A 24203-nucleotide genomic window follows, 5' to 3' on the forward strand; every position below is an offset into this window, starting at 1 on the left:
CCTCACGCTGCGGAGGCGCGCTGCCTGCCGGCGGAAGGGGCAGCGATGCTGCCGGCATAGCGGCGCGTCATTGCCGCGCAGAATTCGGCGAATTCCGCCGGCACCAGCGGCGGGCTGGCGTGGTGCGGCATCATTCCGCGGTGTTCCGGCGTGAAGCAGAAGGTGACCGTCACGTCGAAGTCGGCCAACGCCTCCATTTGCCGGTCGAACCAGTCAAGTGCGTTCGGCCTGAAACTGTCGGCCCAGGAAAGCCCGGTGCGCAGATTGGTGACGCCGAGCCGTTTCATCCAGGCGACGGCGTCATCCAGCCGGTGATCTTCGAAATGGAACCACTGCACCAGTCCCATTGCCGGCGCGTGGTGCAGGAATTCCTCGAGCGCGGGCTTTGGCGTGCCGTCCTGGCGCAGCAGGCCCATGTAGAAATGGCGGTAGTAGGAAGAGCCTTCCGCCTCGCGATGGCGCGTCGTCGCTTCCCATTCGCGCGGCAGGTCGTAGAGGCTATACCATTGGATGCGCGGTGCGTTGCCGATCAGCAGTTCCGCTGTCCGGCGCAGGCCCCAGGCCTGTACCTCCTCGGCACCGAAGGTCGACACGCCGACCTCGCTGACCCATACCGGAAGATCGGTGACAGCCGAAATTTCGCCAATCTTCTGCGGCCATTCGTGGATCTGCCAGAGGTTCCAGTCGAGCGGAAAGCCGTGCACGGCGACCGCGTCGACATGATCGAGCACGCCGAATTCCTGCATCCGTGTTATGAAGGCGGCGTCGATCGGCGAGATGCCGCCAAGGACCTTGGTCAAGGCCGGATTCTCCGACGCTATCGCGTCGGCGGCCAGGATTGCCATGTTGGCGAAGCGGCTCCAGTCGGGATCGAGCTCTGGATCCCAGTGGGATTTGTTGTTTGGCTCGTTCCAGATCATCGCGGCTTCAATCATTTATCTGTCCTTTCGACGGGTAGATGGCGCCGCCGCCGGCCGGTACGTCGGCGGTGCGGCAGAAATAGACCTCCTGCTCGGGTTGCAGCACGATCTCGAAGCCGGCGCTGCGCAGCATGGCTTCGGTGCAGGCGCGATTGGGAATCCACCAGTTGGTCGGGTCGTCGGCATAACGATGCTCGATGAAATGCAGCTTTGGGAACTCCGGCCGGTCGAACAGGTCGTGCGTCCAGAAATGATAATTCTGCTCGAGTGCCGGCACGTCGGTGCTGCCGCGCTGCATCGACTGGAAAATCATCAGGTCGTCGGCAACGTGCTCCCGGATCAGATCGAGAGCGAGCAAGGGATGGCGCAAATGGTAGAGCACTCCCATGAACAGCACGATGTCGAACCGCTCACGCAGCGCGCCAACGTCGTAGACCGAGAGCTGCTGGAATTCGATGTCGCAGTCCGCAACCTCAGCGGCAAAGCGCGCCTGCGCAAGGTATGCCTCGTCGAAGTCGATGCCGAGCACGCGACCGGCGCCGCGGCGTTTCATCTCGATAGAGTAGAAACCTGCATTGCAGCCTATGTCGAGCACCGCCTTGCCGGAAAGATCGGCGGGAATGGCGTCGGCGAATTTGCGCCATTTGATCAGCGGGTAATTGCCGAGGAAATGATCGGGAGCCGTTTCCACGCCGGCCAGCTCCATATTGTGGAACCATGGGCCGAGCGCATCGATGCGGCGGCGGATTTCGGCATCGGAATGCAGCATGGCTAGCCTCCTTCGCCTGCGAGGATAGGGACGTGCTGGTGGCCGGGCAGCGTCATGGCGGCTTGGTCGTCCTTGGTACCGGCGGCGCTTTCGAGCAGCCGAAGTGCCGTGCGATAGCCGTTGAAGGTGCCGACGTCGACATAGGCGGTGCCAGCCTTGATGCCATGCGCTTCACCCCCGGCGGCCAGATAGGCATTGACCAGCGTGCCAATATATTCGTCGCACCGGTCCCGCTCCCGCCACAGCGCGGCAAGCCGGTGAAGGGTGTGGCCGGGCATCTTGAACGCACCCCAGATCCAGTTCGACGCGGCATTCTGCTGCTTGACCTGGATTTGCTTCACCCGGCTGTTCTGGTCGACAACGACGGCATCGAAGAATTCCGGCTGGTCCACCGGAAACAGCAGGAAGGACAGGCCGTCGTCCGGAAGCGCTAAGAAGCCGTCTTCGGGAAACCAGATCGTATCGGGCAACCCGACCAGAACGGTCTCGTCGGCTGCGACGAGTGGTGCGGCGCGGAAGATGGCGTCGCAAAGGCCGACTGGAGAGGGCTGCACCACGAACAGAGCGGCCGCATCGGCATAGCCGGCAGAATAATATTCGAGGATATCCGACTTACCCGAGCCGATGACGAAGCAGATCTTGTCAGCCCCCGCGCGCACCATGCGGCGCACCAGGTATTCGCTGACCGCGCAAGGCCGCTCGGTATTGCCGTCGATGCGGCTGCCGACCGGCAGAAGCTCCTTCGAAAAGCCGAGCGGCTGGATGCGGCTTCCCCGTCCGGCTGCGGGCACGATGCCCAACATCAAACTGCCTCCTTCAACGGCTCGCCATGCGTGGAGCCGTGCAGTGCATCGGACAGGATGCGGTCGAATTCCTTCGCCCGCCGCGCCGAGGTGTGTTCGTCCAGCACCCGCTCGCGCGCTCGGCGGCGGATCGCGTCAAGCTCGGCGTCGGGCAGGTCGAGCGCGGCGACCACGTCGTCGGTGCTGTTGGCCACGACGATCTCTTCGCCGGGCCGGAAGAAGGCCTCCAGTCCCGGCCACGTGTCGCTCACCATCGCAGCACCGCAAGCGGCGGCTTCGAATAGCCGGCCGGAAGGACACCAGCCCCTTTCGGCCATCGCCTCGCGGGTCACGTTCAGGGTCAGCCGTGATGATGAAAAGAAGGCGGGGTGTTCGGCGGGCGGCAGGTGACGGACGAAGAAAATATTGTCGCTCCACGGGAATTCTTGCGGATATTGTGCGCCGCCAATGATGAAACGGCGATCCGGCAGGCGCGCAGCCGGACTGACCAGCAGCCTTTCGACCCCGGTCTGGCGGTCTGCCGCATACGTCCCGAGATAGGAAAGGTCGCCGGCAAACTCCGGCTTGGGCGGGGCCGGCCGGTGTCGCTCTGGATCGACATGGCCGTAGAGTGGCATGACGCGGCGCGCGCCCAGCATCGTCTTCAGCGCATCGATCGCGGTTCCTCCCGTGTAGCTCAGCACGAGGTCGAAATCCCGAAGCCCTTCCGGCCCGAAATAGGCCGGAGGCTCACCTTGTTCGATTCGCGCCAGCGTCACCGGCGTGTCTAGGTCATAGAAGACCTTCAGCCCGCGACAGGCCTGGTGGGCAAAGCGCGACGCGCTCACCGCATCGGGGCAATAGGAGGTGACGATGACGACATCGGCCTCATTCACCGCCTGCTCGGCAGCGCTCTGGATGTCCTGCCAGTCCGGATAAAGGACAATGCTGCCGCCATCCAGCTGGTCGAGGTCGCGCGTCCCGGCATAATAGGGAGTGTTGCGTTCGAAGAAGGTGATGGACCAGCCCAGCCCGGCCATCGCCCGGATCAATCCGCGCCACAGCGTGGCGTGCCCGTTGCCCCACGACGATGTCACGGTAAGACCGAAAATGACCATGCGCATCCGGCAATTCCTCGTCAGGCAGCTTCGTTGAGTCTGATCAGCTTCGACCCCCAGTCTCCCCAAACAACCGTGGTGATCGACGCTGGGTCGATATCGAAACGAAAGCAGTTCCCCAGCGACAGGCCGAGCACTTTGCACACGGCGGCCTTGATGACGTCGGCATGGCTGACCAGTGCAACGCACTGGTTCTGGTATGTTCCGCGGACCTGCTCGATCAGCGAGACGACGCGTTGCTGCACGTCCAGCATGGTCTCGCCGCTCGGTGTTCTCGCCTGCTGGCGCTGGTCGTTCCACACCCGCCAGTCGGCATCCTGGTTCAGTTCCTCGAAGGTCTTTCCCGACCAGGTGCCGAAGTCGATCTCATCGAGTTCCTCGCGGATCACGATTTCACCGGCATTGCAGGCGAGTGCAATCGGATTGGCCGTCTCCTGCGTGCGTTCGCGCGGGCTACAAAAGATTGCCGCTATCGCCTCGCGTGCCATACGGTCAGCCAGATGCGAGGCCTGTGCCCTGCCGGCTTCGCCGAGGCAAACGCCCGCCATCCGTCCGGCAAGATAACAGCCGACATTGTCATGCGCGGCGTGGCGGACCAGAAAGAACGTCGTCGTCATTCCGCGGCATCGAGCATCGGCTCGTCCTTACCGGCGATGAAAGAGAGCGTGCGCTGGCGGGCTTCCGCGTCGGTGAACTGCTCGGGCGGCGATTTCATGAAATAGCTGCAGGGACCGGTCAGCGCGCCTGCGATGCCGCGGTCGAGCGCCAGCTTGGCGCAACGCACCGCATCGATCACGACCCCGGCCGAGTTGGGCGAATCCCACACTTCCAGCTTGAGCTCGGCATTCAGCGGCACACCGCCGAAGGTCGTGCCTTCGACCCGGATATAGGCCCACTTGCGGTCGGTCAGCCACGGCACGTGGTCGCTCGGCCCGACGTGAATGTTGCCGGGCTCCAAGGGAACATCGATCTGGCTGGTGACGGATTGCGTCTTTGAGATCTTCTTCGATTCCAGCCGCTCGCGCTCCAGCATGTTGAGGAAATCGGTGTTGCCGCCGAAATTGAGCTGGTAGGTGCGATCGATACGCACGCCGCGCTCACGAAACAGGTTGGCAAGCAGACGATGTACGATCGTCGCACCGACCTGGCTCTTGATGTCGTCGCCGATCAGCGGCAGGCCGTGTTGCTCGAAGCGGCGGCGCCACTCCGGCCGCGAGGCGATGAAGACTGGTATGCAGTTGACGAAGGCGCAGCCCGCATTGAGCGCGCACTCGGCATAAAAGCGCGTTGCCTCCTCCGAGCCGACTGGCAGATAGGACACCAGGATTTCGGCGCCGCTGTCGGCGAGGATCTTGCCGACATTGGCGACCGGCTCGTCGGCCTCCTCGATCTCGTCGCGCAGATATTTGCCGATGCCGTCCAGCGTCGGTCCGCGTTCGACGCGAGCGCCGGTAGGCGCCACATTGGCAAAGCGGAAAGTATTGTTCGGCGCGCTGTAGATCGCGTCTGCCACATCGCGTCCGACCTTGCCCTTGGCGACGTCGAATGCGCAGACCACTTCAATGTCCTTGACATGGTAGCCGCCAAGATCGGCGTGCATCAGCCCGGGTATGGGCTCATTGCTCCTTGCGTCGCGGTAATAGGTGATGCCCTGAACAAGGGAGGAAGCGCAGTTGCCGACGCCGACTATACCGATTCGAACTTTCTTCGATCCCACGAAACCGCTGCCTATGCTGTTGAAGGTAAGTTCTTCGTGCCAAACCGCCTTCCTCCCGGATTGTTCCTTGCCGGCTGCAAAAATCGTGCAACCGATAGTGGATCAAAGTAGCGCCCGCCGAGTTGTGCAGCGAAGGGTGAGGCCAACCGGGACGGGACAATGATCGTCTATGGCGACCACAAGCGAATGCAGAGCGCGCAACATGTTCGCGGCTCAGCGTGCAAAGCGGCCGAGCACATTGCCGACATGCCAAGTGGGATCGAACGCCACGCAGCCTTGGTCGGCCTGTTCATCACGGCCTCGGAACTGGTCCAGGGTCTTGCCGATGCTGAATTCGAGGCCAACGGCACGGACAGGAATTCCCGATACCGGATCGCGGGCGCAAATCTCCTGGTCGGCTTGGCCCGGCACGTGGGTAGATCGTGGGACGCCGGATTCACGATCGATGGCCCAGTCGATGCTGACGTGCCGCGAATGTTGGCCGAACTCGAATGCGATGGCGAAATCCTCACCGGCACGGCTGAGGGATATGCTCACTATGCGCTCTATCCGGAAAGCTATTTCGTCGCCGCGCGGCATTCCGGTCTCGATGCGAACACATGCGTAATCGGCATCCGCAGCATCGGCCTGGGGCTTGCAGCGATGGTGGCTGCAGCCATCGGCACGCCAGCACCCGTCAGCGTCCGTCCGACCGGCCACCCGTTTCGCAGGCGGCTTGCCGCCGATCCGGAGCTGATCGGTGGCTGGATGACGAAGCCATCGGCCCGCTTTGCCATCGTCGACGAAGGCCCGGGCCTGTCCGGCAGTTCGTTCCACGCCGTCGTCGCATGGCTGCAGGGGCTAGGCATCGGGGCCGGGCGCATCCATCTGTTCCCCAGCCATTCGGGTGGCGCGGGTCCCGAGGCTTCGGCGGACAGTCGTGAGGCATGGATGCACTGCAAGAAACATACCGCCAACTTTGAACGCACTTTCCCAGCTGGATCCGCTGTCCCGACGCTGCGGGACTGGGTAGCCCTGACGATCGGCAGCACAGCGGTCAGCCTGACCGAAATATCCGGCGGAGAGTGGCGTCGCTTTCGAGACAGGACGGAGGACCATTGGCCACCCGTTCACCGCGGCTTCGAGCGGCGAAAGTTCCTCGCTTCTGCAGGCCGGGAAAAATGGTCGGTCAAGTTCGTTGGCCTGGGCGAAATCGGAATGCACAAGGCCGAGACCGCCAGGAGGCTGCACGATGCAGGCTTTGGCCCGGAAGTCGCCGGGCTGTGCCATGGCTTTCTCGTCGAACGCTGGATCGACGGTACAACGCTGGACCGGGCAAGGCTTTCGAAAGAAAAAGTGGTCGCACATCTCGCGCGCTATCTAGCCTGGCGCGCAGCCAATCTGCCCGCCTCTGAGCCGGGCGCCTCGCTGGAGGCGCTTGCCGACATGGCGGTGCGGAATACAAGTGAGGCGCTGGGCGAAAGCCGCGCGGCGGAGCTGCAGAACTGGTTTTCGACACAGGCTCCACCCAAGAATATGCAGCGGGTCGAGATCGACGGGCGGCTTCATCGGTGGGAGTTCATCCTTTCGCGAGGCGGAACGCTGATCAAGACGGACGCCCTCGACCATTGCCGGTCGCACGATCTGGTCGGCTGTCAGGACATCGCCTGGGACATTGCCGGCGCCCGCGTCGAATACAGCCTCTCCGACGCGGCGACTGCGGCGCTTTGCAAGGCTGTGGAAGCGAGAGCCTCCCGTCCCGTCGATGCCAATCTGGCCCACTACTACGAGCCCTGCTATCTCGCCTTCCAGCTTGGCTTGTGGAGCATGGCTTTACGATCTGGCGATGATCGGGAACAGATCCGGCTGGCGGCCGCGGCAAGACGTTATACGGCGATGTTGCTTCGGTTCCTGGATACCCAAGGGCACCTGCGGCCCTTCGAGCAGGATCAGTCCAGCCGGCGAAGCATATCCGCTTCCTTTTCGAGGATGGCGGCTACCTCTTCCCGCTGAAGATGCGTCAGCATCAGGCTCACGCAACATTCCAGATAGGTGATGGAGGCGCGCCGCAGGAAGGCAGCCGTCTCTCTTGCGGCCATTTGCTCGATGTCTTTGGCGGATCGCTTCGGATGCACAAATCGTCTCCGTGCCGGTACCCTGGCCGAACCGGAAGCTGGACGGGTTGTTCCCGCGACGAGAAAAAGTGACCGACGATCGGCGCGAAACGACCGTGATCTCCGAGGGGAACGTGGCAAATACTGCCGTCAGGCCGGCAGATTTTGCAGCCGGCCTGATGCAGAATGCACGCTGGTGGCAATTCGCCGTGTTCTGTCGACCGTCTGCGTCGTCTCAAGCTCGGTAAAATAGCTGACTGTATGCATCAAACCTTGCCTGAGCGGCACTTTTGGCGACCAGCCGAGAAGCTTCTTTGCACGGGAAATGTCGGGTTGCCGACGACGAGGATCGTCTTGCGGCAGCGGCAGGAATTTCAAGGCCGATCCGGTTCTGGTCATGCGCCTCACCAGGCCCGCCAATTGCAGGATGGTGAACTCCCCCGGATTGCCCAGATTGACGGGCTGGCGCGGGCTGGGATTGACCTCCATCAACCGGATCAAGCCGTCGACCAGATCGGAAACGTAGCAGAACGACCTGGTCTGCAGCCCGTCGCCGAATATCGTCAGCGGCCGTCTCTCGAGTGCCTGCACGATCAAATTGGAAACAATCCGTCCGTCCGCAGGGTCCATCCTGGGACCATAGGTGTTGAAGATGCGCGCGACACGGATATCGGCTTTTCCCATTCTCAAATAATCGAAGCACAATGTTTCGGCGGTGCGCTTGCCTTCGTCATAGCAGGCGCGGGGGCCGATGCAGTTCACGTGGCCGACATAGTCCTCCTTTTGCGGATGCTGTTCTGGATCGCCATACACTTCGCTGGTGGACGCCTGCAGGAAACGGGCGCCGTTGCGGGCGGCGAGCTCCAGCAGATTGAGCGTCCCGATGACGCAAGTCCGCGTCGTGTGGACCGGGTCGGCCTGATAGCGTGGTGGCGAGGCCGCGCACGCCATGTTGAAAATGCGGTCCACAGGTTCGCCAAGCTCCAAGGGCCGGCAAATGTCTTGCTTGATCAGCCGAAAATCCGGACGATCGGCGATCGATGCAATGTTCTCCATGCGGCCGGTAAGGAAATTGTCGACGCAGATCACGCGCCAGCCGGCCTGGAGCAATGTCTCGCAAAGATGCGAACCGAGGAAGCCTGCGCCGCCGGCGACAAGCACGGTCCTGGTCCGTTCCGCCTTCCTTGATAGCTGCATCTCTATTTTCTCCCGTCTGCGGGTCATGCTGCACTCTCGACATCCAGATCGAGAGCAGAACGTGGCGATTTGGCCCGCGCCAGCAGCGAAACGAATTCGCGGGCTCTCGCGGTGCTTGTGTGGGCTGCCAGGACGAGCGCGCGCGCGTGCCTGGCCATGGCAAGCCGGGCACCGTCGGATTCCCCAGACAGGATGCCGATCACGTCCTCGGTCCTGCGCGCCGTGTGGATTGTCCGCTCCGGAAACAGGCTGTCCAATCCGGTCCAGCAGTCGCTGATGATCGCGGTGCCGCAGGCGGCTGCCTCGAAGAGGCGCACGCTGGGCGACCATCCGGCCGCGATCATGGAACTGCGCGTGACGTTCAACGTGTAGCGTTGGCGGCTATAGAAGACTGCGTGATCTGCCGGTGGCAGGTGTTCGATGCGATCGACATTGTCCGGCCAGGCAATTTCGCGCGGATATTGCGAGCCGGCCACGACGAAGCGGCGCTCCGGCATGCGACGCGCCGGTTCGAACAGCAGCGCCTCCAGCGTCGCCTGGCGGTCGGGGCTGTAGGTGCCGAGATAGCCGAGATCCCAGCGGATTGGATCACCGGTTCCGTGATGCCGTTCCGGGTCGACGGAACAGTAGAGCGGCTCGGCCCGCCTCGCGCCGAATTCCGCCGTCAGACGGGCAAGCGTCGGTCCGCCGGTGAACGAGAAATAGACGTCGAAATACGGGACCTGCCGCCTGGCAATGTACTCGCAATCATCGGTTGAAAGTTTCGCCAGCGTAACCGGCGTGTCGATATCATAGAAGCAGAACTGACCCGTGCACAGGGACGCCACGATGTCGATGATTTCAGGGCCTTCCGGAACGAAGGAGCCGACGACCACGATATCGGCCTCGCGCAGGCAGCGCGCAAAATTGCGGCGAAGATCATCGGTCGTTTCATAGTAGCGCAAGGCGCAGAAATCGGGATCGCGCAGATCCCGGTGACTTGCGTACCACGGCACGTCGCGTTCGAGAAAGGTGACGCGGTGGCCGAGCTCGTGGAGACCTCTAAGCAGCCCCCGAAAAGTCGTGGCGTGGCCGTTTCCCCACGATGAGGAGAGCGACAGGCCAAGAAAGACGATGTCGAGTGGCTTCGTCATTCGGCGGCCTCCACGGTCGGGCGCTCGAAATGGCGCCTGAAAATGGCATCGGCCAAAACGGCCCGTGTCGTATAGGTATGTTCGCCAAGCACCCGCCGAAGCGCAGATGCCCCGATCGCCTTGGCTCGTTCGGCGGTAAGGCTTTGCATCATCTCGGCGACATCCCTGCCGTCGCGCGCGACCAGGATTTCCTCGCCAGGTTTCAGGAACAGGTCCACACCGAGCCAGGCGTCGGTGATGAGGCATGCGCCGGCGCCCGCGGCCTCGAAAACCCGCGTCGCAGGCGAAAAACCGTTGGCCGCCATGCTGTCGCGGCTGATGTTCAGCACCGCCTTGGCCGTGACGTTCAGTGCATTGTGGTCACGCGTGCCGACATGGCCGAGCCACCGGACATTGGCGGGCATCTGCTTGTCGCCCCAGCCCGATCCGCCGAGCAGGAAGCGCTGATCGGCCAGGCGGCTGGCCGGGTCGAGGAAGAAGGCCTCGACGCGCGCCTCGCGGTCCGGCAGCCGGTTACCGAGAAAGGCGAGATCGCAGGCAAAGCGCATATCCTTGCCGACAGGATGATGCGTTTCCGGATCGAGCGCATTGTAGATCGGCACACATTCGGCGGCCCCCATGGCCCGATAGGCCCAGACCACGGGATCGCCGCCGCCATAGGTCAGCACCAGGTCGATTTCCTGCAGCGCGCGATGCAGCGGGTGGTCGGGCTCGTCGCGTAACTGGCCAAGTGTCGCCGGCGCATCGACATCCCAGAACACGGTCAGCGCATCGGCACGGGCGTGATCGAGCACCGCCCGCAGCAGCGCGTCGTCGGCGAAACCGACGCCACTCGCCTTGACGACGATGTCCGCGTCGGCCGCCCGCGCCGCCACCTGCATGAGCGCATTCGGGGTGGCCTCGTAGACGACGACGGCACACCAGTCCGGCGCCTCGATGTCGCGGTTCTTCTGGCGATCGTAGACGTCCGGCTCATAGAAGATGATGTCGTAGCCGAGCCTGGCCAGAGCCTTGAGCAGTCCGCGGTAATAAGTCGCCGCGCCATTCCAATAGGACGACAGCAGGCTCGACCCGTAAAATGCGATCTTCATTCGGCGGCCTCCTTTGCAAGGATCGTATCGGCGGCTTGGCGGTGCCCGCATTCGGCGAGCACGCCGAACAATTCATCCGCCCGATGCCGGCACGTGTGCCGTGAGCGAATAGTCTCGAGGCCCGATGTCGCCAGAGAAGCGGCGAGATCCGCGTCACGCAGCACGGCGCGAAGATGATGCCGCATCTCGAAGCCGGTGTTTGCAAACAGGAAATCGGTGCCCGGCCTGAACAGACGTTCGACATCGGACCACGGCGCCGAAACGAGTGGGATGCCGCAGGCGAGCGCCTCGAACATGCGGATGGTCGGGATGCCGGGCAGGCTTTCGCGATATGGACGCCGCGGGATGTGAACCGTGATGCGGTTCGCCGCGAATGCCTTCGGCACGTCGGCATTGGCGATCCAGCCTTCGTAGCGCAGGCCGGCGGTGGCGAGGTCGGCGAGCGCCTCGCGTGGATAGCGGACGCCGTGGACAGTGCCGCTCAGGCCAAGTTCATGCACCGGGTCGACCAGGAACTCCCTGATTTCGGTGCTGCGCTCGTCGTCGCCCCAATTGCCGATCCAGATCAGGTCGGCGCTACGCTCGATTTCAGGATGCGGCTGGAACAGGTGGTCATCGGCTGCCTCGTGCCAGGTGAAGACCCGCTTGCCCCATCCGGCGCGAAGATAGCTTTCCCGCAGCGCTTCGCCGAAGGCGAGCACGCCATCGTAATGTTCAAGCTGCAAGGCGGAAATCGCTTGCGTGGCCGAGATGGCGCGATGGTGCGTGTCGTGAAACAGCAGCGTGAAACGGCCGCCAATTGCTTTCGCCCTGCCCAGCCGCGCGACAAGGTCCGGCGCGGTCCACTCGTGCACGATCACCACATCGGCATCGGAGATCCAGGCTTCGTGGTCGAAGGCGGCGTCATAGGTGACCGTCATCAACTCCGGAAAATCTTTCCGGAATCGCTCGATCGCGAAGGACCCTTTCTCGGCCAGCAGGTTCGACCGGCTCCAGCCGTCGGCGGGCTCCAGCGCAATCGCCTGGTGCCCACGCGCGACCAGCTCGCGCATGATGCCGCGCAGGAAATGTGCGTTGCCGTGGTTCCAGTCGGAAACGATCGAATGGGTGTAGAATAAAAACCGCATAATCAACTATCCGCCATGGTGGCCAGGGCCGCCTTGTCGTAGACGCCGCGCATGGCGGTCGCCTGTCTTGCCAATGAAAATCTGCGGCTTCGGCGGGCGGCTGCCTCACCGAGTTCTCGCCGGCGCTGCGTGTCGCTGCAAAGACCATTGATGCATCTGGCGAGATCGCCCGGATCGCGCGCGTCGTAGAACATGGCCGCCCCGTCCCACAATTCGCGGTAGGTCGAGATATCGGCAAGCACCAAAGGCGTCGCCGACATTGCGGCTTCCAGCGTGGCCAGGCCGAACGGTTCGTAGAGCGACGGCGATACGAAAATGCCGGCCCGCGCCATCAGCGAGCGCACTTCCTCGTGTGGTACCGGCCCGACGGGAACGGCGTGGCTGAAGCCAACATGCTGGCCGTCCGGCCCTTGCAGCGAACCGGCGACGAAGACCGGCCATTGCGTTAGGGAGGCGGCCTGGTCAAGCACCGCCGCGTTCTTTCCTTCATCCCACCAGCGCGCGGCGGCGAAAACCACCGATTCCCGCCTTTCGCCCTTCGCGCCCGGCCGTGCGCCGTTGCCGACGACGCTCAGCCGCGCGATCGGCCCGTAGCAGGTTTCGAGCATGTCGGCATGGCTGCGGCTCGGTGCAACGACCATGCCTGCTTTGTCGAAACCGCGCCGGTTACGGTCCTTTTGCCAGGCCCACTCGCCGTCCGCCGCCTGTCCCTTGACGGCGTGGAACCATGTCACGACGCAGGAATGCGATACCGCAACGATGGGGCAGGGCACGTCGAGCGCCGCCGCCTGCGTCGGCGCATTGAGATGGACGACGTCGACAGCGTAGTCACGTATGAGTGGGCGCAGCTCCTGCTGCAATGTGTCGAGAACGTGCTCGCTGCGGGTCATCCAGTCCGGCGGCGTGTTGAGCCATGTCAGCGCCGCGAAAGACTGGGCCTCCTCGGCCTGCTGCCTGGACGGTTCCGGACCAAGCCCGGCAAGCACGACGCTGTCGCCGCCGGCGACCAGTTGCCCGGCCAGATCGAGCGTATAGCGCCAGACGCCACCGACGGCATCGACGGTCATCAGTATGCGACGCGGCGGGCTCAGTGTCCGCAACATGTGGCCTCCAATTCGGCCAGCGGACGCGGCCGCTTCTCCTGGATGTCGCTGAACGTTCGGAAGGATGCGAGGTAATGTTCATGCGCGCGCTCCCAGGCGAGGTCGTCGGGCTCGCCCCAAAGTTCGCGGTAGCTCGGCGAACTCGGATAAGGATAGAGCGGCACCGGTTCGTTGGCCCAAACGCCGTTGTCGATCAGGTGCTTTCGCCAATAATCGACGAGCGCGGGATCGTCCTCGACCACGCCGATCAGATTGGCCTGCACGAACGGCACGTGGCGCCTTGCGTCGACCAGCAGCGCGGCCAGCTCCTCGGTGCCCAGCCGGCAGCGTTTTGCCAGCATGGCGCGGCCTTCCACAGTCAGGCTTTCGAGGCCCGCCTCGATCGAGACGCAGCCGGCGGCACCGAGCAGCTTCAGCAATTCCGGCTTCCAGAGGTCGATACGGGTCTGCACGCCGAACTTCACATCGCGATCGACCAGCGCCTCCAGCAATGCCTTTTGCGGCAGGAAGATCTCGTCGATGAAGTAGATGTAGCCGACACCCTGTGCGATCAGCCGGTCGATCTCGGCGATCACTGCTTCGTGGTTCCGGCGGCGATAGGCATCGCGGAAATCGATCTTGGCGCAGAAACTGCAATTATACGGGCAGCCGCGCGACGCCTCGACCTCCGCGCCAAAACCGACCTGGTTGTCGTCGAAGCGGTGATGGTGGTGCGAATGCGCGGCAATCCAGTCCGATGGCCATTCGAGCGGCGGGTGATCGATGAACGAGCTCGCATGCACGCCGCCGTTCGAGACCAGTTCTCCATCCTCGAAATGGGCGGTGGACGGCACCGCGGTCCAGTCGTCGCGCCGGGCAAGTTCCGCGACCACTTCCTCGCATTCGCCGCGCACGACAATGTTGACGCCAAGCTTGCGCAAAGTCGGCGTCGGCGTCGCCGAGCCATGCGGCCCGACGGCGACGGTGCGACCGCCGCGCCCGGCAAGATGATTGAGGAAATCGGCCGGCACGCGCAACTCGGGCGGTGCGCAGCGCCAGAACAGGTAGGTCGGCGCGGTGCTGACGACGGTTATGTCAGGCTCGAATGCGGCGGCGCGATCGGCGAGCGCGGCGTTGTCGAGCTTCTGGATCTGCCCGTCCAGCATCAGCACCTCGTGGCCGGCAGCTTCGAGCAGCGCTTTCGAATAGCCGAGTTCGAGCGGCAGATGCGGCTGGCGGCAGCCGAAATAGATGCTGTCCTGGTAGGTCCAGGACGGATTGACCAGGGCGACCTTCATGCCACGTACCTCGCCGGTTCGGGATGCGGGTCGAGGCGATGACGCTGCAGCCAGTCGGCGAGGTCGCGGATGCCGTTTTGCCACGAGACATGCGCTTTCCACCCCAGCGCCGCCTCGATCGCGCGCGTGTCGGCGACGAAGAACGGTTGGTCACCGGTGCGTTCGCGGTCATAACGAATCGGAACGTCCCGTTTCGTTATGTCGCGGATCTCCTTCAGCAGCATGCGCAGGCTGACAGCGTTTTCCGGTCCGCCGCCGAGATTGAATGCCTGGCCCTTGACCGCCTCGATCCGGTCCAGCACAGCGCGATAAGCCGCGACCGCGTCGGCAACATGCAGGATGTCGCGCACCTGCTTGCCATCGCCATAGATGGTGATCGGCCGGTCGGAGAACGCGCTAAGCAGGAAATGGGCGACCCAGCCCTGATCCTCCGTCCCGAATTGGCGCGGTCCATAAATGCAGCTCATGCGCAGCACCGCGGTCGGCAGATCGTATGACTTGGCGTAGTCGAGGACATACTGGTCCGCCGCGCCCTTGGAGCAGCCATAGGGCGTGCAGAAATCGAGGCCGCGCGTCTCGTCGACGCCGTGCACACGGATGCCCGCATCGCAAGGCGCGTAGTTGCCGTCCTCTTCGCGCATGGCGAGGTCGGCGAGGCGGCCATAGACCTTGTTGGTGCTGGCGAAAACGACGGGGATGCGCTTGCCGCTGCAGCGAGCGGCTTCCAGGACGTTGAACGTGCCGCGCAGGTTGATGTCGAAATCCTCGTCCGGCCGAACCAGGCTCGTGGTGACGGCGGTCTGCGCGGCAAGGTGGAAAACTGCCTTCGAACCTGCGACCAGCGGCGTGAGCGCCTTTGCGTCACGGATATCGGCGATTTCGACGGCGAGGCGGTTGCCGTGCTTTTGCGTCAGCCATTCGAGGTTCTGCTCGACGCCGGGACGGCTCAGATTGTCGATGACCAGCACCGGCTCGCCGTCCGACAACAGGCTGTCGGCGAGGTTCGAGCCGATAAAGCCGCTGCCGCCGATAATGGCGATGGGCGCTTCGCGAAAATTGCGTGAATCCGGTCTCATGACACCAGCCCTCGCACTTCGAGTTCCCGCTTCATCTCGGCGCTGCGATCGATGGCGACCGTGTTACGCACCCATGCGACGAAATCGCCGAGCGAATGCTCCAGCCGGTACTGCGGCTGGAAGCCGAGCAGTTCGCGCGCCTTCGAGATATCGGCAAAGCAGTTGCGGATATCACCGGAGCGTGCCTTGCCGAGGATTTCCGGCTGGCGGCCGGGCACGCCCATCGCCTCGGCAAGCAGCCGGGCGACCTCGCTGACCGCGTAGGCGCGCCCGCTGCCGATGTTGATGACGTGGCCGCACGCCTTGGGCTGTTCCAGCGCCAGCCGGAAGGCGAGGGCAATATCGCGTACATGAACGAAATCGCGCTGCTGTTCGCCGTCTTCGAAAATCAGCGGCCGCTGGCCATTGGCGATGCGGGAGGCGAAGTTCGCCAACACGCCGGTATATGGGTTCGAGAGCGCTTGTCCTGCGCCGAAGACATTGAACAGGCGCAGCGCCACCGCGTCGACGCCATAGGCTTCGCCGAAGATCAGCACGGCACGTTCCTGGGCATATTTTGTCAGCGCGTAGATCGAGGCGAGGTCGACCGGTTTTTGCTCGTCGGTGGGCAACGGCGACAGGACTTCACCTTCCGGCGACAGGGGATTCCATTGGCCGCTGCGGATGTCGTCCGGCTGCCGTTTTGCATTGTCGATGCGCCGGCCGTCCGGCGTGGCATAGAGACCCTCGCCATAGACACTCATCGATGACGCAACGACGATCCGTTCGATCGGGCGTTTGATCAGCGCCTCCAGCAACGTGGCAGTGCCGAGGTCGTTGGCGCCGACATAACGGGCGATCTCGTACATGGACTGGCCGACGCCCACTTCAGCCGCCAGGTGAATGATCGAGTCGACATCTTCGACGGCTTCGGCGATGGCGTCGCGATCGCGAACGTCGCCTTTGATCAGCTTGGCACCTGGCGGCAGGCTGATTGCCTCGCCGCCATGCACCTGATCCAGCAGCGCATCGAGAATTGAAACCCCATAGCCATGTTCAACGAGTTCCTGGGCGACGTGGCGGCCGATGAAACCGCAGCCTCCCGTGACCAGTATACGTTTCACGACAGCTCCTCATACGAATGGCTTTGCCGCCCCAAACTTCCGGGCGAAAGGTTTGTTCCCTTGCTTCAACAAAGTTCAGGAGGCTCGCCGGGGTAGGTTTCAACCAGGCGTGGGAACATCGAAGGCTGCTTGGTGTTAGGAGCCATGTTCGACCAACCGCGCGCACATGCCGGGCAGCGATGCATCTGCTGGTTGTGCAACGCGGGGGATCTCGCGGTGGAATCGAAGGGAGATTGCGATGTCTGAATCGAAGACGACCACCGATCACGACGAAATCCGCCGCTGGGCCGAGGACCGCGACGGGCGGCCGGCGGTGGTGCGCACCAAGGGCGAGGGCGGCATATTGCGCATCGACTTCGGCGAGCCTGAAGAGACGTTTGAGCCCGTTGAATGGGACGAGTTCTTCAGGATCTTCGATGAGAACGAACTGGCCTTCCTCTACCAGGATGAGACCAGCGGCGGAAAGACCAGCCGCTTCAACAAATTCGTCGAGCGCAGCCGGAAAAGCTAACATCGTCTAGTTGCCGGCGGCGGCCGTGGTTAGTGCAGCAGGTTTGCTCCACGTGCCTTGACGATGTTTCGCATGATGCCGTTGAGCCAATCCTCTGTCGAGGAACCAGATCGTCTGTTGTCGATTTCGCCGATGGCCTGCTCGAGCGTTCGCTCGACCAGCCGGTCGGAAGCATCCATGTCTCCCAGCAGCAGACGTGCCGCGAGCCGGAGCTTAGGCAGAAGCGAAAATACGTCGTCTGAGGGCTCGGACGCTCGGCCTCCTTTCGATGCCGACGTCTCGGCCGGAAAAAGAGCGTCGAAAACAGCCTGGCCGTCCGAGGACTTTCTGAGGCTGCTGGCATATCGAAGGCGCTCAGGAATAACGATGTCTTCATCGCCGCTGAAAAACACGAACGGCACGCCACGGCGCATCAGTTCGTCCGCTATCGGGAATACCCGTCTTCCGTTGAGATTGACGTCCAGGATCGCAGCTTCCGCCTCCTCCGTGTGTTTCGACGCCTGTTCGACCGTCGCCACGGGGCCAAGTACGACGGCGCCCATCTTGCTGAAATAACGTGCAAGATCGCCCGCCAGCATCCATTCGTCCTCGACGATCAGGATATGCAAGCCTTGCAGGTCGCGCACCTCATTGATCCTTCTTCCTGCGGGTTTTACGGCTGTCGGCGCAGACTTGTTCAAAGTGACGGGCCAGAACCTCTTGCAACCGTTCCGCGAGCGCGAGCAGGCGAGGCGGAATGTTCTCAGACACCGGGAACTTGGTCAGGTCCGGCGAGGGCAACAGGATGCGCTTGGCCGGCTTTATTTCAGGTGGTCGTTTTGCCATTGGAACCGCCTCCAAAGTCAAATGTTAATGCCCACCGACGGTGCTTTGTTCCGTTGGTAGACTATTCGCTGGCCGGAGGCTCGGCGCGGTCTTAGTCTAAGGCCCGATTTGGCGGCTTTGTGTTCGCGGCAGTTGTCAGGGGCGTGGCGTGGCATCCCAGAATGGAAGATTTCCCATTGTCGGTGTCGGCGCATCGGCCGGCGGCATTCCCGCGATGGAGGGCCTGTTCAAAGGACTGACCGGCGGCACCGGCATGGCGTTCGTCGTCGTCACCCATCTCAGCCCGGAGCGGGAAAGCCTGCTGCACGAGGTCATCCGACGTTATACCGAAATGCCGGTCGTCGTGGCCGAGGAGGGCGCAGCGGTCCAACCCGACCAGGTCTATGTGATGCCGCAAAACGTCGTCCTCACCATCCGCAAGGGCGCGCTTTCGCTGCGCAGGCCGAACACGCTCAACCGCGAGCGCAAGCCGATCGACATCTTCTTCAGCGCATTGGCCGAGGACCAGGGCGAGTATGCCGTCGGCATTATCTTGTCGGGTGGTGATTCGGACGGCACGCTCGGCGCCAGGGCAATCAAGGAGCATGGCGGGCTGACCATTGCCCAGGCGTCCAACGGTTCCGCCCCACGCAATCCGGACATGCCGCTGAGCGCGATTTCGAGCGGCCTGATCGACATAGCGGCGCCCGCCGAGCAGATCGGTGCAAAGCTTCAGGCGTTTGCCCGCGGCTTCGATGTGCTGCACGGACTGACCGAGGCGGACGACGAACACAAGGCCGGGATGGATCGGGCCCGCGATGAAATCTACGCCATTTTGCGCAGCCATTCCGGTCACGACTTTTCCGGCTACAAGACCAAGACGTTCCTGCGTCGCGTAAAGCGGCGCATGCAGATCACGCAGCTGCAGTCGATCACCACCTACACAGAACGGCTGAAGAGGGATCCCGACGAGGTGGCGAAGCTGTTTCGCGACCTGCTCATCAACGTCACCAGCTTTTTCCGCGACGCCGAAGCGTTCAAATTGCTGGAGGACAAGATCCTACCGCAGATTTTCGAAGGCAAGAACGCCTCCGATGCGGTGCGTGTCTGGGTACCCGGCTGCGCCACCGGCGAGGAAGTGTTCTCGATCGGCATGCTGATGCGCGAACGTATGGAGAAGCTTTCCGCGCCGCCGCGCGTCCAGATATTCGCGACCGACATCGACGAGCCGGCGCTCGCGGTGGCGCGTGCGGCGCGTTATCCCGAAGCGCTGCTGCACGGGCTTTCGCCACAACGTAGGCAACGCTTTTTCAACAGCGACGGCGCGAGCTACGTGCTTGGCAACGAGGTGCGCGAACTGTGCATCTTTTCGCCGCACAGCATTATCCGCGATCCTCCCTTCTCGCGCATGGATATGATTTCCTGCCGCAACCTACTGATCTATTTCGGCCCGCAGATCCAGAACCGGGTGATTCCAATCTTCCATTACGCGCTGAGGCCGGGCGGCTATCTGTTCCTCGGCACCTCGGAAAGCGTCGGTCAGCACGGCGACCTTTTTGCCACGGTCGACAAGAAGCATCGGATTTTCCAGGCGCGGGAACATTCCACGCCGCGGCCGCTGGTTCTGATCGGCAATGGCCCCACGGGTGCCCTTCCGGTCGGACGCGGCGGCTCGACGAAGGATGCCGCCAGCCATTCACTACGCCAGGCGATCGAGGCTCAGGTGCTGGAGCGGTTCGCCCCGCCTCACGTTCTGGTCAATGGCGATGGCGACATCGTCTACTATTCGGCGAGGACGGGCAAATATCTGGAAGCACCGCAAGGCGCCCCGAGCCGGCAGTTGCTGACACTGGCCCGCCGCGGGCTGAGACTTGAGCTGCGCGCCGCGTTGCGGGAGGCAGCCACGACGCGCCGCACGGTCGTTCGGGAGAACATAGCGGTCGAAGAAGACGACGGACAGCTTCAGTTCATTACACTGATGGTCGAGCCGTACACGGAACGCGGCAATGGCGAGCCCCTCTACCTCGTCCTGTTCAATCCGGTGGGACAGGCCCAGATCCGCTCCGATCCGGCACGCGAAAGCCGCGGCGCCGAAGATACGACCGATCTCGAACGGGAGTTGCGCGACACGCGCGAGCGGCTGCAGTCGACCATCGAGGAATACGAGACCGCGCTGGAGGAAGTAAAGTCTTCGAACGAGGAACTCGTCTCCGTCAATGAAGAGGCGCAGTCGACCAATGAGGAGCTTGAGGCCTCGAAGGAGGAGATGCAGTCGCTCAACGAAGAGCTCAACACCATCAACGCAGAGCTGACTGGCAAGATAGAGGAACTCGACCGCGCCAACAGCGATCTCAGAAACCTGTTCGAAAGCACGGAAATCGCCACCATCTTCCTCGACCGCAATCTTGTGGTGCGGACCTTCACTCCCGCCGCGTCGTCGTTCTTCAACTTGCGTCCGTCCGATGTCGGCCGACCGCTGACCGATCTTTCGAGCCAGCTCGACTACCCCGAGTTGAAGCGGCACATCCAGGCGGTGTTCGAGACGGGAGAGACCCTGAACCAACACCTTGCGCGCGACGACAAGGGCCGCTTCTACTTGGTTCGCATCAACCCTTACCGGGACAAAGGCGGCAGCATCCAGGGCGTGGTCGTGACCCTGATCGACGTGACGACGCTGGCGCAGGCTGAAGAGCGTCAGCAGGTGCTCATCTCGGAGCTGAACCATCGTGTCAAGAACATGCTGGCGGTCGTCGCCAGCATCACCAACCGGACGCGTGAAAACTCGGCCTCGAAAGACGAGTTCGCCGAAGCCTTGATCGGCCGGCTGCAGGCGATGTCACGAGCCTACAGTCTGCTCTCGCGAGAAAGCTGGACGGAAGCCTCCGTCGAGGAACTGCTGCGCCATGAACTCGATCCCTTTGGGGCCGAACGGTTCGAGCTCGATGGCAAGCGGGTAAGCCTCAAGCCTGTGCAAGGGCTCTCCTTCGGCATGGCAATTCATGAGCTGGCGACGAATGCCGCCAAATATGGCGCACTGTCGAAACCTGCCGGGCGGATAGTTGTCAAATGGTCGGTGGCGGATGGCACCTTCAAGCTCGTCTGGCGCGAGAAGGGCGGCCCCCGCATCAAGGAGCCAACCGACAGCGGCTTCGGCCTTACCCTTCTGCGTGGAGAAATCGGTTACAGGCTGGGCGGAAAAGTTGAAACAAGTTTCCGCTCAAATGGTTTGGAGGTGGAAATTGCATTCCCTCTGACCCGCGAGGGCTCGTCGTGACCGGAAAGGTGCGTGTGCTGATCGTCGAGGATGAATGGCTGATCGCCGACGACGCGGCGGCTTACCTGCGCAAGGCCGGCCATCAGGTGGTTGGGCCGGTTTCGTCGGTGACGGCGGCCCTCCGGCTCGTTGGCGAAGGCGGGATCGACGCGGCGCTATTGGATATCCAGTTGAACGATGAAACCAGTTATCCGGTCGCGGAGGCATTGCGGGGGCGAGGCGTGCCGTTCGCTTTCCTCTCCGGGTATGGCGAACGCGAGATTCCGGCCGGGTTCCGCGCTTGCAGGATCGTGCAGAAGCCGGCGAGCCAGAGTGCGATCCTGAATGCCGTGGATGAACTCGCGCGAGCCGGCTGAGGTCATGATTTGAACCAAGCCACATCCGCATAGTGCGTGCCTGCCGCGAACAACGAACGCCTAGGCAACAATCCGCACCGGTACCGATTTGGCGGCCGGGACATGAGCCTTCTCGGCTCTGTGCCAGAGAGGAATCAGCGGGTTGAGCTCGGGATAATAACCGGCGCAATTTCCCTCCGGCACTGAGAAAGGCGTGATGCGCAGCCCGCGCACGCGGCGCTCCACGCCATCCTGCGCATTGGCTTCGAGATCGACCTCCTGTCCCGCGCTCAAGCCGAGGCGCTGGATATCCTTCTCGTTCATCAACAGCACCATGCGTGTGCCGCTGATGCCGCGCAGCCGGTCGTTGTAGCCGTAGACGGTCGTGTTGAACTGATCGTTGGAGCGGACCGTGATCAGTGTCAGCACATCGCGGCCGACGACATCGATGTCAGGATCGGTTTCAAGGCCAGTTGGCAGCTTGAAATTGGCCTTCTTGTTCGGCGTCTCCCACACCCGCTTGCTCGCCTTGATGTCGCGATGGAAGCCGCCGGGCGTCAGGAAGCGCTTGTTGAAGTCGCGGAAATGCTGGGGGTAGCAGCGCTCGATCTCGTCACGGATGCGGGAGTAGTCGCCAACCCATTCATCCCAAGGGATCGAACTCCTGCCCGGCACCGTCGCCTTGGCAAGTTCGGCGACGATCCTGGGCTCGGAAAGCAGATGCGGCGAAGCCGGAGGTCGCGATCCGAACGAACCATGGATACAGGCAGTGGAATCCTCTATCGACACCCTTTGATCGCCACTCGCCTGATGATCTCTTTCCAGCCGTGACAGGCAAGGCAGCAGATAGGTTGTCCGGCCGGCGATGAGGTGGCTGCGGTTGAGCTTGGTCGCGATCTCGACATGCAGGTCGAGCCCACGCCAGGCTTTCTCGACCAGGCCGGTTTCCGGCACGGCCCGCACGAAATTGCCGCCGAGCCCGACGAAGCCCTTGACCGATCCGTCCATGACGCCTTCGCAGGTCTCGACCGTATCGAGACCTTTCTCACGCTTCGGTTCAAAGGCGTAGAATTCGGCGAACTTGTCGAGCGGGACGAGCTCGGGTTTTTCCGATATGCCGACGGTGCGCTGTCCCTGGACATTGGAATGGCCGCGCAGCGGCGAAATACCGGCGCCGGGTTTTCCGATATTGCCGCGCATCATCAAAAGGTTGCACAGCATCTGGACGTTCTCGGTGCCGTGCCGATGCTGGGTCAGGCCCATGCCGTAATTGCCGATCACCGCGTTGGCATGGCTGTAGACCTCGGCGACATGCTCCAGATCGGCCTGCGCAATGCCCGATCGGGCGACGATATCGCTCCACTGGGTGTTGCGCAGGAAGGCTTCGAACTCGGCGAAGCCATGCGTGTGCTCGGCGATGAAAGCCGTATCGAGGGCACGCGTCCTGCCGCTTTCGCGGGCGGCATCGTCGAGCGCCAGCAACGCTTTGGCGATACCCGTTATCGTGGCGATGTCGCCGCCCGAACGGACCTGGAAGAAGTCGCTGGACATTTTGGTGCCCGGTCCGGGCGATAGCATGTCGATGGGGTTTTGCGGATTCTTGAAGCGCTTCAGTCCCCGCTCGGGCAAGGGATTGAAAGTGAAGACGGGCACGTTGCGTTGACGTGCCTCTTGCAGCGGATGCAACAGGCGCGGCGCCGTCACCCCGGTGTTGTGCCCGAAGAAGAACATCATGTCGCATTTCGCAAAGTCTTCGAGCTGCACGGTCCCGACCGGCGAGCCGATCGATTCCGGCAAGCCGACCGAGGTCGATTCATGACACATGTTGGACGAATCGGGCAGGTTCGAAGACCCGTAGATCCGCGCAAAAAGCTGATACATGAACGAGGCCTCGAGCGAGGCGCGGCCGGACGTGTAAAATACCACCGATTTGGGATCGAGCCGTCGCAATTCGGCAGCTATGTCGCGGAATGCATCGTCCCAGGAAACCGGTTCGTAACGGTCGACGGCGGCATTGTAGCGCATGGGCTCCGTAAGCCTGCCCTGTTTCTCCAGATCGTGGTCCGGCCAATCGAGCAATTCCGCCACCGAATGCTCGGCGAAGAAAGCGGGTTCGCAGCGCAGCTTGGTCTGGTCCCACATCGTCGCCTTGGCGCCGTTTTCACAGAATTCGAAAGGCCTCGGCTGAGCTGGCTTCGCCCATGAGCAAGACACGCACATATAGCCGTCGGCCTTGTTCTGCTTGAGCAGCGTGCTCCATATCCCGGACAATAGCAGGCCTTCGCCACGCGCCTTGCGGACCAGCGATTTGAGCGATCCCCAGCCGCCTGTCGGGTGGTCGTATTTCTTGGTTTCAATGCGATCGGTTACCGCGGGTTTCATGCAAGCCACTCCCTGTAGAAGAGCACTCACTTACGAACCCGCCGTGAGGCTGAATGTTCCCGGCCGGCTCCGTCCCGTCACGCAGTCCGTCTAACCGGAACCATTTCCGCCATCGTTTGTTCGGCTCAAAGAAAGGAGCCGTGCGAAATGGAGCGACGTAACGCGTTAATTGCAATGGTGATTTCGGCCATCATCATCGTCGGCTTCCTCATAGGCTTTTTGTACGGCGATATGGGCTGGCAGACTTCGCCGCTCAAAAGAGCCGCTGAACAGAACCAGGGTGGCAATGCTCCGGCCGATACCTCGCCTGCCGCCGGCATCAAGAAGAACCCCAAGGAAAATACCGAAATGCCGGGCCAGCAGTGAAGGCGAGTCCAGCCATGAAGTTAGC

At 62.6% G+C, this 24203-nt stretch carries 23 protein-coding genes; 5 read left to right on the forward strand and 18 right to left on the reverse strand.

All coding sequences use genetic code 11. The annotated features are described in order from the left end of the window. Window positions 1–2: 2 nt before the first annotated feature. From NKJ09_RS04425 to NKJ09_RS04455, 7 genes are all read right to left on the reverse strand, one after another. Window positions 3–935 (reverse strand): glycoside hydrolase 5 family protein, encoded by a 933-nt coding sequence (locus NKJ09_RS04425; RefSeq protein WP_023716616.1) that lies wholly within the window; start codon window positions 933–935, stop codon window positions 3–5. After that, complete coding sequence (locus NKJ09_RS04430; RefSeq protein ID WP_023716617.1) at window positions 928–1689, reverse strand: TIGR04290 family methyltransferase; 762 nt, start codon at window positions 1687–1689, stop codon at window positions 928–930. The genes NKJ09_RS04425 and NKJ09_RS04430 overlap by 8 nt, the downstream gene beginning before the upstream one ends. 2 nt (window positions 1690–1691) lie before the next feature. Next, window positions 1692–2492: a nucleotidyltransferase family protein gene (locus NKJ09_RS04435; protein WP_023716618.1), complete on the reverse strand. Its 801-nt coding sequence runs from the start codon at window positions 2490–2492 to the stop codon at window positions 1692–1694. Further along, window positions 2492–3595 (reverse strand): CgeB family protein, encoded by a 1104-nt coding sequence (locus NKJ09_RS04440; protein ID WP_023716619.1) that lies wholly within the window; start codon window positions 3593–3595, stop codon window positions 2492–2494. Before NKJ09_RS04440 ends, NKJ09_RS04435 begins: the two co-directional genes overlap by 1 nt. Before the next feature lie 14 nt (window positions 3596–3609). Beyond that, entirely contained in the window at window positions 3610–4206 is a 597-nt protein-coding gene (locus NKJ09_RS04445) for a histidine phosphatase family protein (RefSeq protein ID WP_023716620.1), read from the reverse strand. Next, on the reverse strand, window positions 4203–5306 hold the full coding sequence (locus NKJ09_RS04450; protein WP_352493910.1) for an inositol-3-phosphate synthase: 1104 nt from the start codon (window positions 5304–5306) through the stop codon (window positions 4203–4205). Before NKJ09_RS04450 ends, NKJ09_RS04445 begins: the two co-directional genes overlap by 4 nt. A 213-nt stretch (window positions 5307–5519) precedes the next feature. Then, window positions 5520–5717 carry a hypothetical protein gene (locus NKJ09_RS04455; protein ID WP_352609245.1) on the reverse strand — a complete coding sequence of 66 codons (198 nt, stop codon included), beginning with the start codon at window positions 5715–5717 and terminating at the stop codon, window positions 5520–5522. Between the two features lie 63 nt (window positions 5718–5780). Between NKJ09_RS04455 and NKJ09_RS04460 the strand changes: the two genes are divergently transcribed. Beyond that, a complete protein-coding gene (locus NKJ09_RS04460; protein WP_352609244.1) occupies window positions 5781–7298 on the forward strand; it encodes a hypothetical protein in 1518 nt (505 codons plus the stop codon). Window positions 7299–7549: 251 nt separating this feature from the next. Here the strand turns inward: NKJ09_RS04460 and NKJ09_RS04465 are convergent, their stop codons facing one another. The 8 genes from NKJ09_RS04465 to NKJ09_RS04500 are packed head-to-tail and all read right to left on the reverse strand — an operon-like array spanning window position 7550 to window position 16506. Then, entirely contained in the window at window positions 7550–8596 is a 1047-nt protein-coding gene (locus NKJ09_RS04465) for a UDP-glucuronic acid decarboxylase family protein (RefSeq protein ID WP_352493912.1), read from the reverse strand. 23 nt (window positions 8597–8619) lie between these two features. Continuing rightward, complete coding sequence (locus NKJ09_RS04470) at window positions 8620–9729, reverse strand: CgeB family protein (protein ID WP_352482807.1); 1110 nt, start codon at window positions 9727–9729, stop codon at window positions 8620–8622. Further along, complete coding sequence (locus tag NKJ09_RS04475) at window positions 9726–10820, reverse strand: CgeB family protein (RefSeq protein WP_352482806.1); 1095 nt, start codon at window positions 10818–10820, stop codon at window positions 9726–9728. Before NKJ09_RS04475 ends, NKJ09_RS04470 begins: the two co-directional genes overlap by 4 nt. Beyond that, window positions 10817–11947 carry a CgeB family protein gene (locus NKJ09_RS04480; RefSeq protein ID WP_352482805.1) on the reverse strand — a complete coding sequence of 377 codons (1131 nt, stop codon included), beginning with the start codon at window positions 11945–11947 and terminating at the stop codon, window positions 10817–10819. The genes NKJ09_RS04475 and NKJ09_RS04480 overlap by 4 nt, the downstream gene beginning before the upstream one ends. A gap of 2 nt (window positions 11948–11949) precedes the next feature. Beyond that, entirely contained in the window at window positions 11950–13050 is a 1101-nt protein-coding gene (locus tag NKJ09_RS04485; RefSeq protein WP_352482804.1) for a glycosyltransferase family 4 protein, read from the reverse strand. Beyond that, window positions 13035–14327, reverse strand: coding sequence for a TIGR04295 family B12-binding domain-containing radical SAM protein (locus tag NKJ09_RS04490; RefSeq protein WP_352482803.1), 1293 nt, complete (start codon window positions 14325–14327; stop codon window positions 13035–13037). The genes NKJ09_RS04485 and NKJ09_RS04490 overlap by 16 nt, the downstream gene beginning before the upstream one ends. After that, window positions 14324–15403, reverse strand: coding sequence for an NAD-dependent epimerase/dehydratase family protein (locus NKJ09_RS04495; protein ID WP_352482802.1), 1080 nt, complete (start codon window positions 15401–15403; stop codon window positions 14324–14326). The genes NKJ09_RS04490 and NKJ09_RS04495 overlap by 4 nt, the downstream gene beginning before the upstream one ends. After that, a complete protein-coding gene (locus NKJ09_RS04500; RefSeq protein WP_352493913.1) occupies window positions 15400–16506 on the reverse strand; it encodes an NAD-dependent epimerase/dehydratase family protein in 1107 nt (368 codons plus the stop codon). Before NKJ09_RS04500 ends, NKJ09_RS04495 begins: the two co-directional genes overlap by 4 nt. Window positions 16507–16744: 238 nt before the next feature. Here NKJ09_RS04500 and NKJ09_RS04505 point away from each other — a divergent pair, with 238 nt between their 5' ends. Further along, window positions 16745–17017 carry a hypothetical protein gene (locus NKJ09_RS04505; RefSeq protein WP_023716631.1) on the forward strand — a complete coding sequence of 91 codons (273 nt, stop codon included), beginning with the start codon at window positions 16745–16747 and terminating at the stop codon, window positions 17015–17017. 29 nt (window positions 17018–17046) lie between these two features. Here NKJ09_RS04505 and NKJ09_RS04510 read toward each other — a convergent pair whose 3' ends face one another. After that, window positions 17047–17643: a response regulator gene (locus NKJ09_RS04510; protein WP_352493914.1), complete on the reverse strand. Its 597-nt coding sequence runs from the start codon at window positions 17641–17643 to the stop codon at window positions 17047–17049. Window position 17644: 1 nt separating this feature from the next. Beyond that, the gene (locus NKJ09_RS04515) at window positions 17645–17842 is read right to left on the reverse strand and encodes a hypothetical protein (protein WP_352493915.1); all 198 of its coding nucleotides are present in this window, start codon (window positions 17840–17842) and stop codon (window positions 17645–17647) included. A gap of 148 nt (window positions 17843–17990) precedes the next feature. Between NKJ09_RS04515 and NKJ09_RS04520 the strand changes: the two genes are divergently transcribed. Both NKJ09_RS04520 and NKJ09_RS04525 read left to right on the forward strand, forming a co-directional pair. Next, window positions 17991–21095, forward strand: coding sequence for a CheR family methyltransferase (locus tag NKJ09_RS04520; RefSeq protein WP_352493916.1), 3105 nt, complete (start codon window positions 17991–17993; stop codon window positions 21093–21095). Next, a complete protein-coding gene (locus NKJ09_RS04525; RefSeq protein ID WP_352493917.1) occupies window positions 21092–21451 on the forward strand; it encodes a response regulator in 360 nt (119 codons plus the stop codon). The genes NKJ09_RS04520 and NKJ09_RS04525 overlap by 4 nt, the downstream gene beginning before the upstream one ends. A gap of 60 nt (window positions 21452–21511) precedes the next feature. Here the strand turns inward: NKJ09_RS04525 and NKJ09_RS04530 are convergent, their stop codons facing one another. Further along, entirely contained in the window at window positions 21512–23812 is a 2301-nt protein-coding gene (locus NKJ09_RS04530) for an FdhF/YdeP family oxidoreductase (RefSeq protein WP_352493918.1), read from the reverse strand. Window positions 23813–23959: 147 nt separating this feature from the next. On the opposite strand from NKJ09_RS04530, the gene NKJ09_RS04535 reads away from it, so the two are divergent. After that, on the forward strand, window positions 23960–24178 hold the full coding sequence (locus tag NKJ09_RS04535; protein WP_352482798.1) for a hypothetical protein: 219 nt from the start codon (window positions 23960–23962) through the stop codon (window positions 24176–24178). Window positions 24179–24203: the final 25 nt, after the last annotated feature.

The organism is Mesorhizobium sp. M0189, assembly GCF_040322135.1.
Classification (GTDB): domain Bacteria; phylum Pseudomonadota; class Alphaproteobacteria; order Rhizobiales; family Rhizobiaceae; genus Mesorhizobium.

What these genes read in the sequence shown, in the direction of transcription:
- NKJ09_RS04470 (WP_352482807.1), bottom strand. Translation starts at nt 9,729, where the DNA reads ATGACGAAGCCACTCGACATCGTCTTTCTTGGCCTGTCGCTCTCCTCA.
- NKJ09_RS04465 (WP_352493912.1), bottom strand. Translation starts at nt 8,596, where the DNA reads ATGCAGCTATCAAGGAAGGCGGAACGGACCAGGACCGTGCTTGTCGCC.
- NKJ09_RS04495 (WP_352482802.1), bottom strand. Translation starts at nt 15,403, where the DNA reads ATGAGACCGGATTCACGCAATTTTCGCGAAGCGCCCATCGCCATTATC.
- NKJ09_RS04490 (WP_352482803.1), bottom strand. Translation starts at nt 14,327, where the DNA reads ATGAAGGTCGCCCTGGTCAATCCGTCCTGGACCTACCAGGACAGCATC.
- NKJ09_RS04445 (WP_023716620.1), bottom strand. Translation starts at nt 4,206, where the DNA reads ATGACGACGACGTTCTTTCTGGTCCGCCACGCCGCGCATGACAATGTC.
- NKJ09_RS04435 (WP_023716618.1), bottom strand. Translation starts at nt 2,492, where the DNA reads ATGTTGGGCATCGTGCCCGCAGCCGGACGGGGAAGCCGCATCCAGCCG.
- NKJ09_RS04430 (WP_023716617.1), bottom strand. Translation starts at nt 1,689, where the DNA reads ATGCTGCATTCCGATGCCGAAATCCGCCGCCGCATCGATGCGCTCGGC.
- NKJ09_RS04505 (WP_023716631.1), top strand. Translation starts at nt 16,745, where the DNA reads ATGTCTGAATCGAAGACGACCACCGATCACGACGAAATCCGCCGCTGG.
- NKJ09_RS04530 (WP_352493918.1), bottom strand. Translation starts at nt 23,812, where the DNA reads ATGAAACCCGCGGTAACCGATCGCATTGAAACCAAGAAATACGACCAC.
- NKJ09_RS04515 (WP_352493915.1), bottom strand. Translation starts at nt 17,842, where the DNA reads ATGGCAAAACGACCACCTGAAATAAAGCCGGCCAAGCGCATCCTGTTG.
- NKJ09_RS04440 (WP_023716619.1), bottom strand. Translation starts at nt 3,595, where the DNA reads ATGCGCATGGTCATTTTCGGTCTTACCGTGACATCGTCGTGGGGCAAC.
- NKJ09_RS04460 (WP_352609244.1), top strand. Translation starts at nt 5,781, where the DNA reads ATGTTGGCCGAACTCGAATGCGATGGCGAAATCCTCACCGGCACGGCT.
- NKJ09_RS04485 (WP_352482804.1), bottom strand. Translation starts at nt 13,050, where the DNA reads ATGTTGCGGACACTGAGCCCGCCGCGTCGCATACTGATGACCGTCGAT.
- NKJ09_RS04535 (WP_352482798.1), top strand. Translation starts at nt 23,960, where the DNA reads ATGGAGCGACGTAACGCGTTAATTGCAATGGTGATTTCGGCCATCATC.
- NKJ09_RS04425 (WP_023716616.1), bottom strand. Translation starts at nt 935, where the DNA reads ATGATTGAAGCCGCGATGATCTGGAACGAGCCAAACAACAAATCCCAC.
- NKJ09_RS04480 (WP_352482805.1), bottom strand. Translation starts at nt 11,947, where the DNA reads ATGCGGTTTTTATTCTACACCCATTCGATCGTTTCCGACTGGAACCAC.
- NKJ09_RS04475 (WP_352482806.1), bottom strand. Translation starts at nt 10,820, where the DNA reads ATGAAGATCGCATTTTACGGGTCGAGCCTGCTGTCGTCCTATTGGAAT.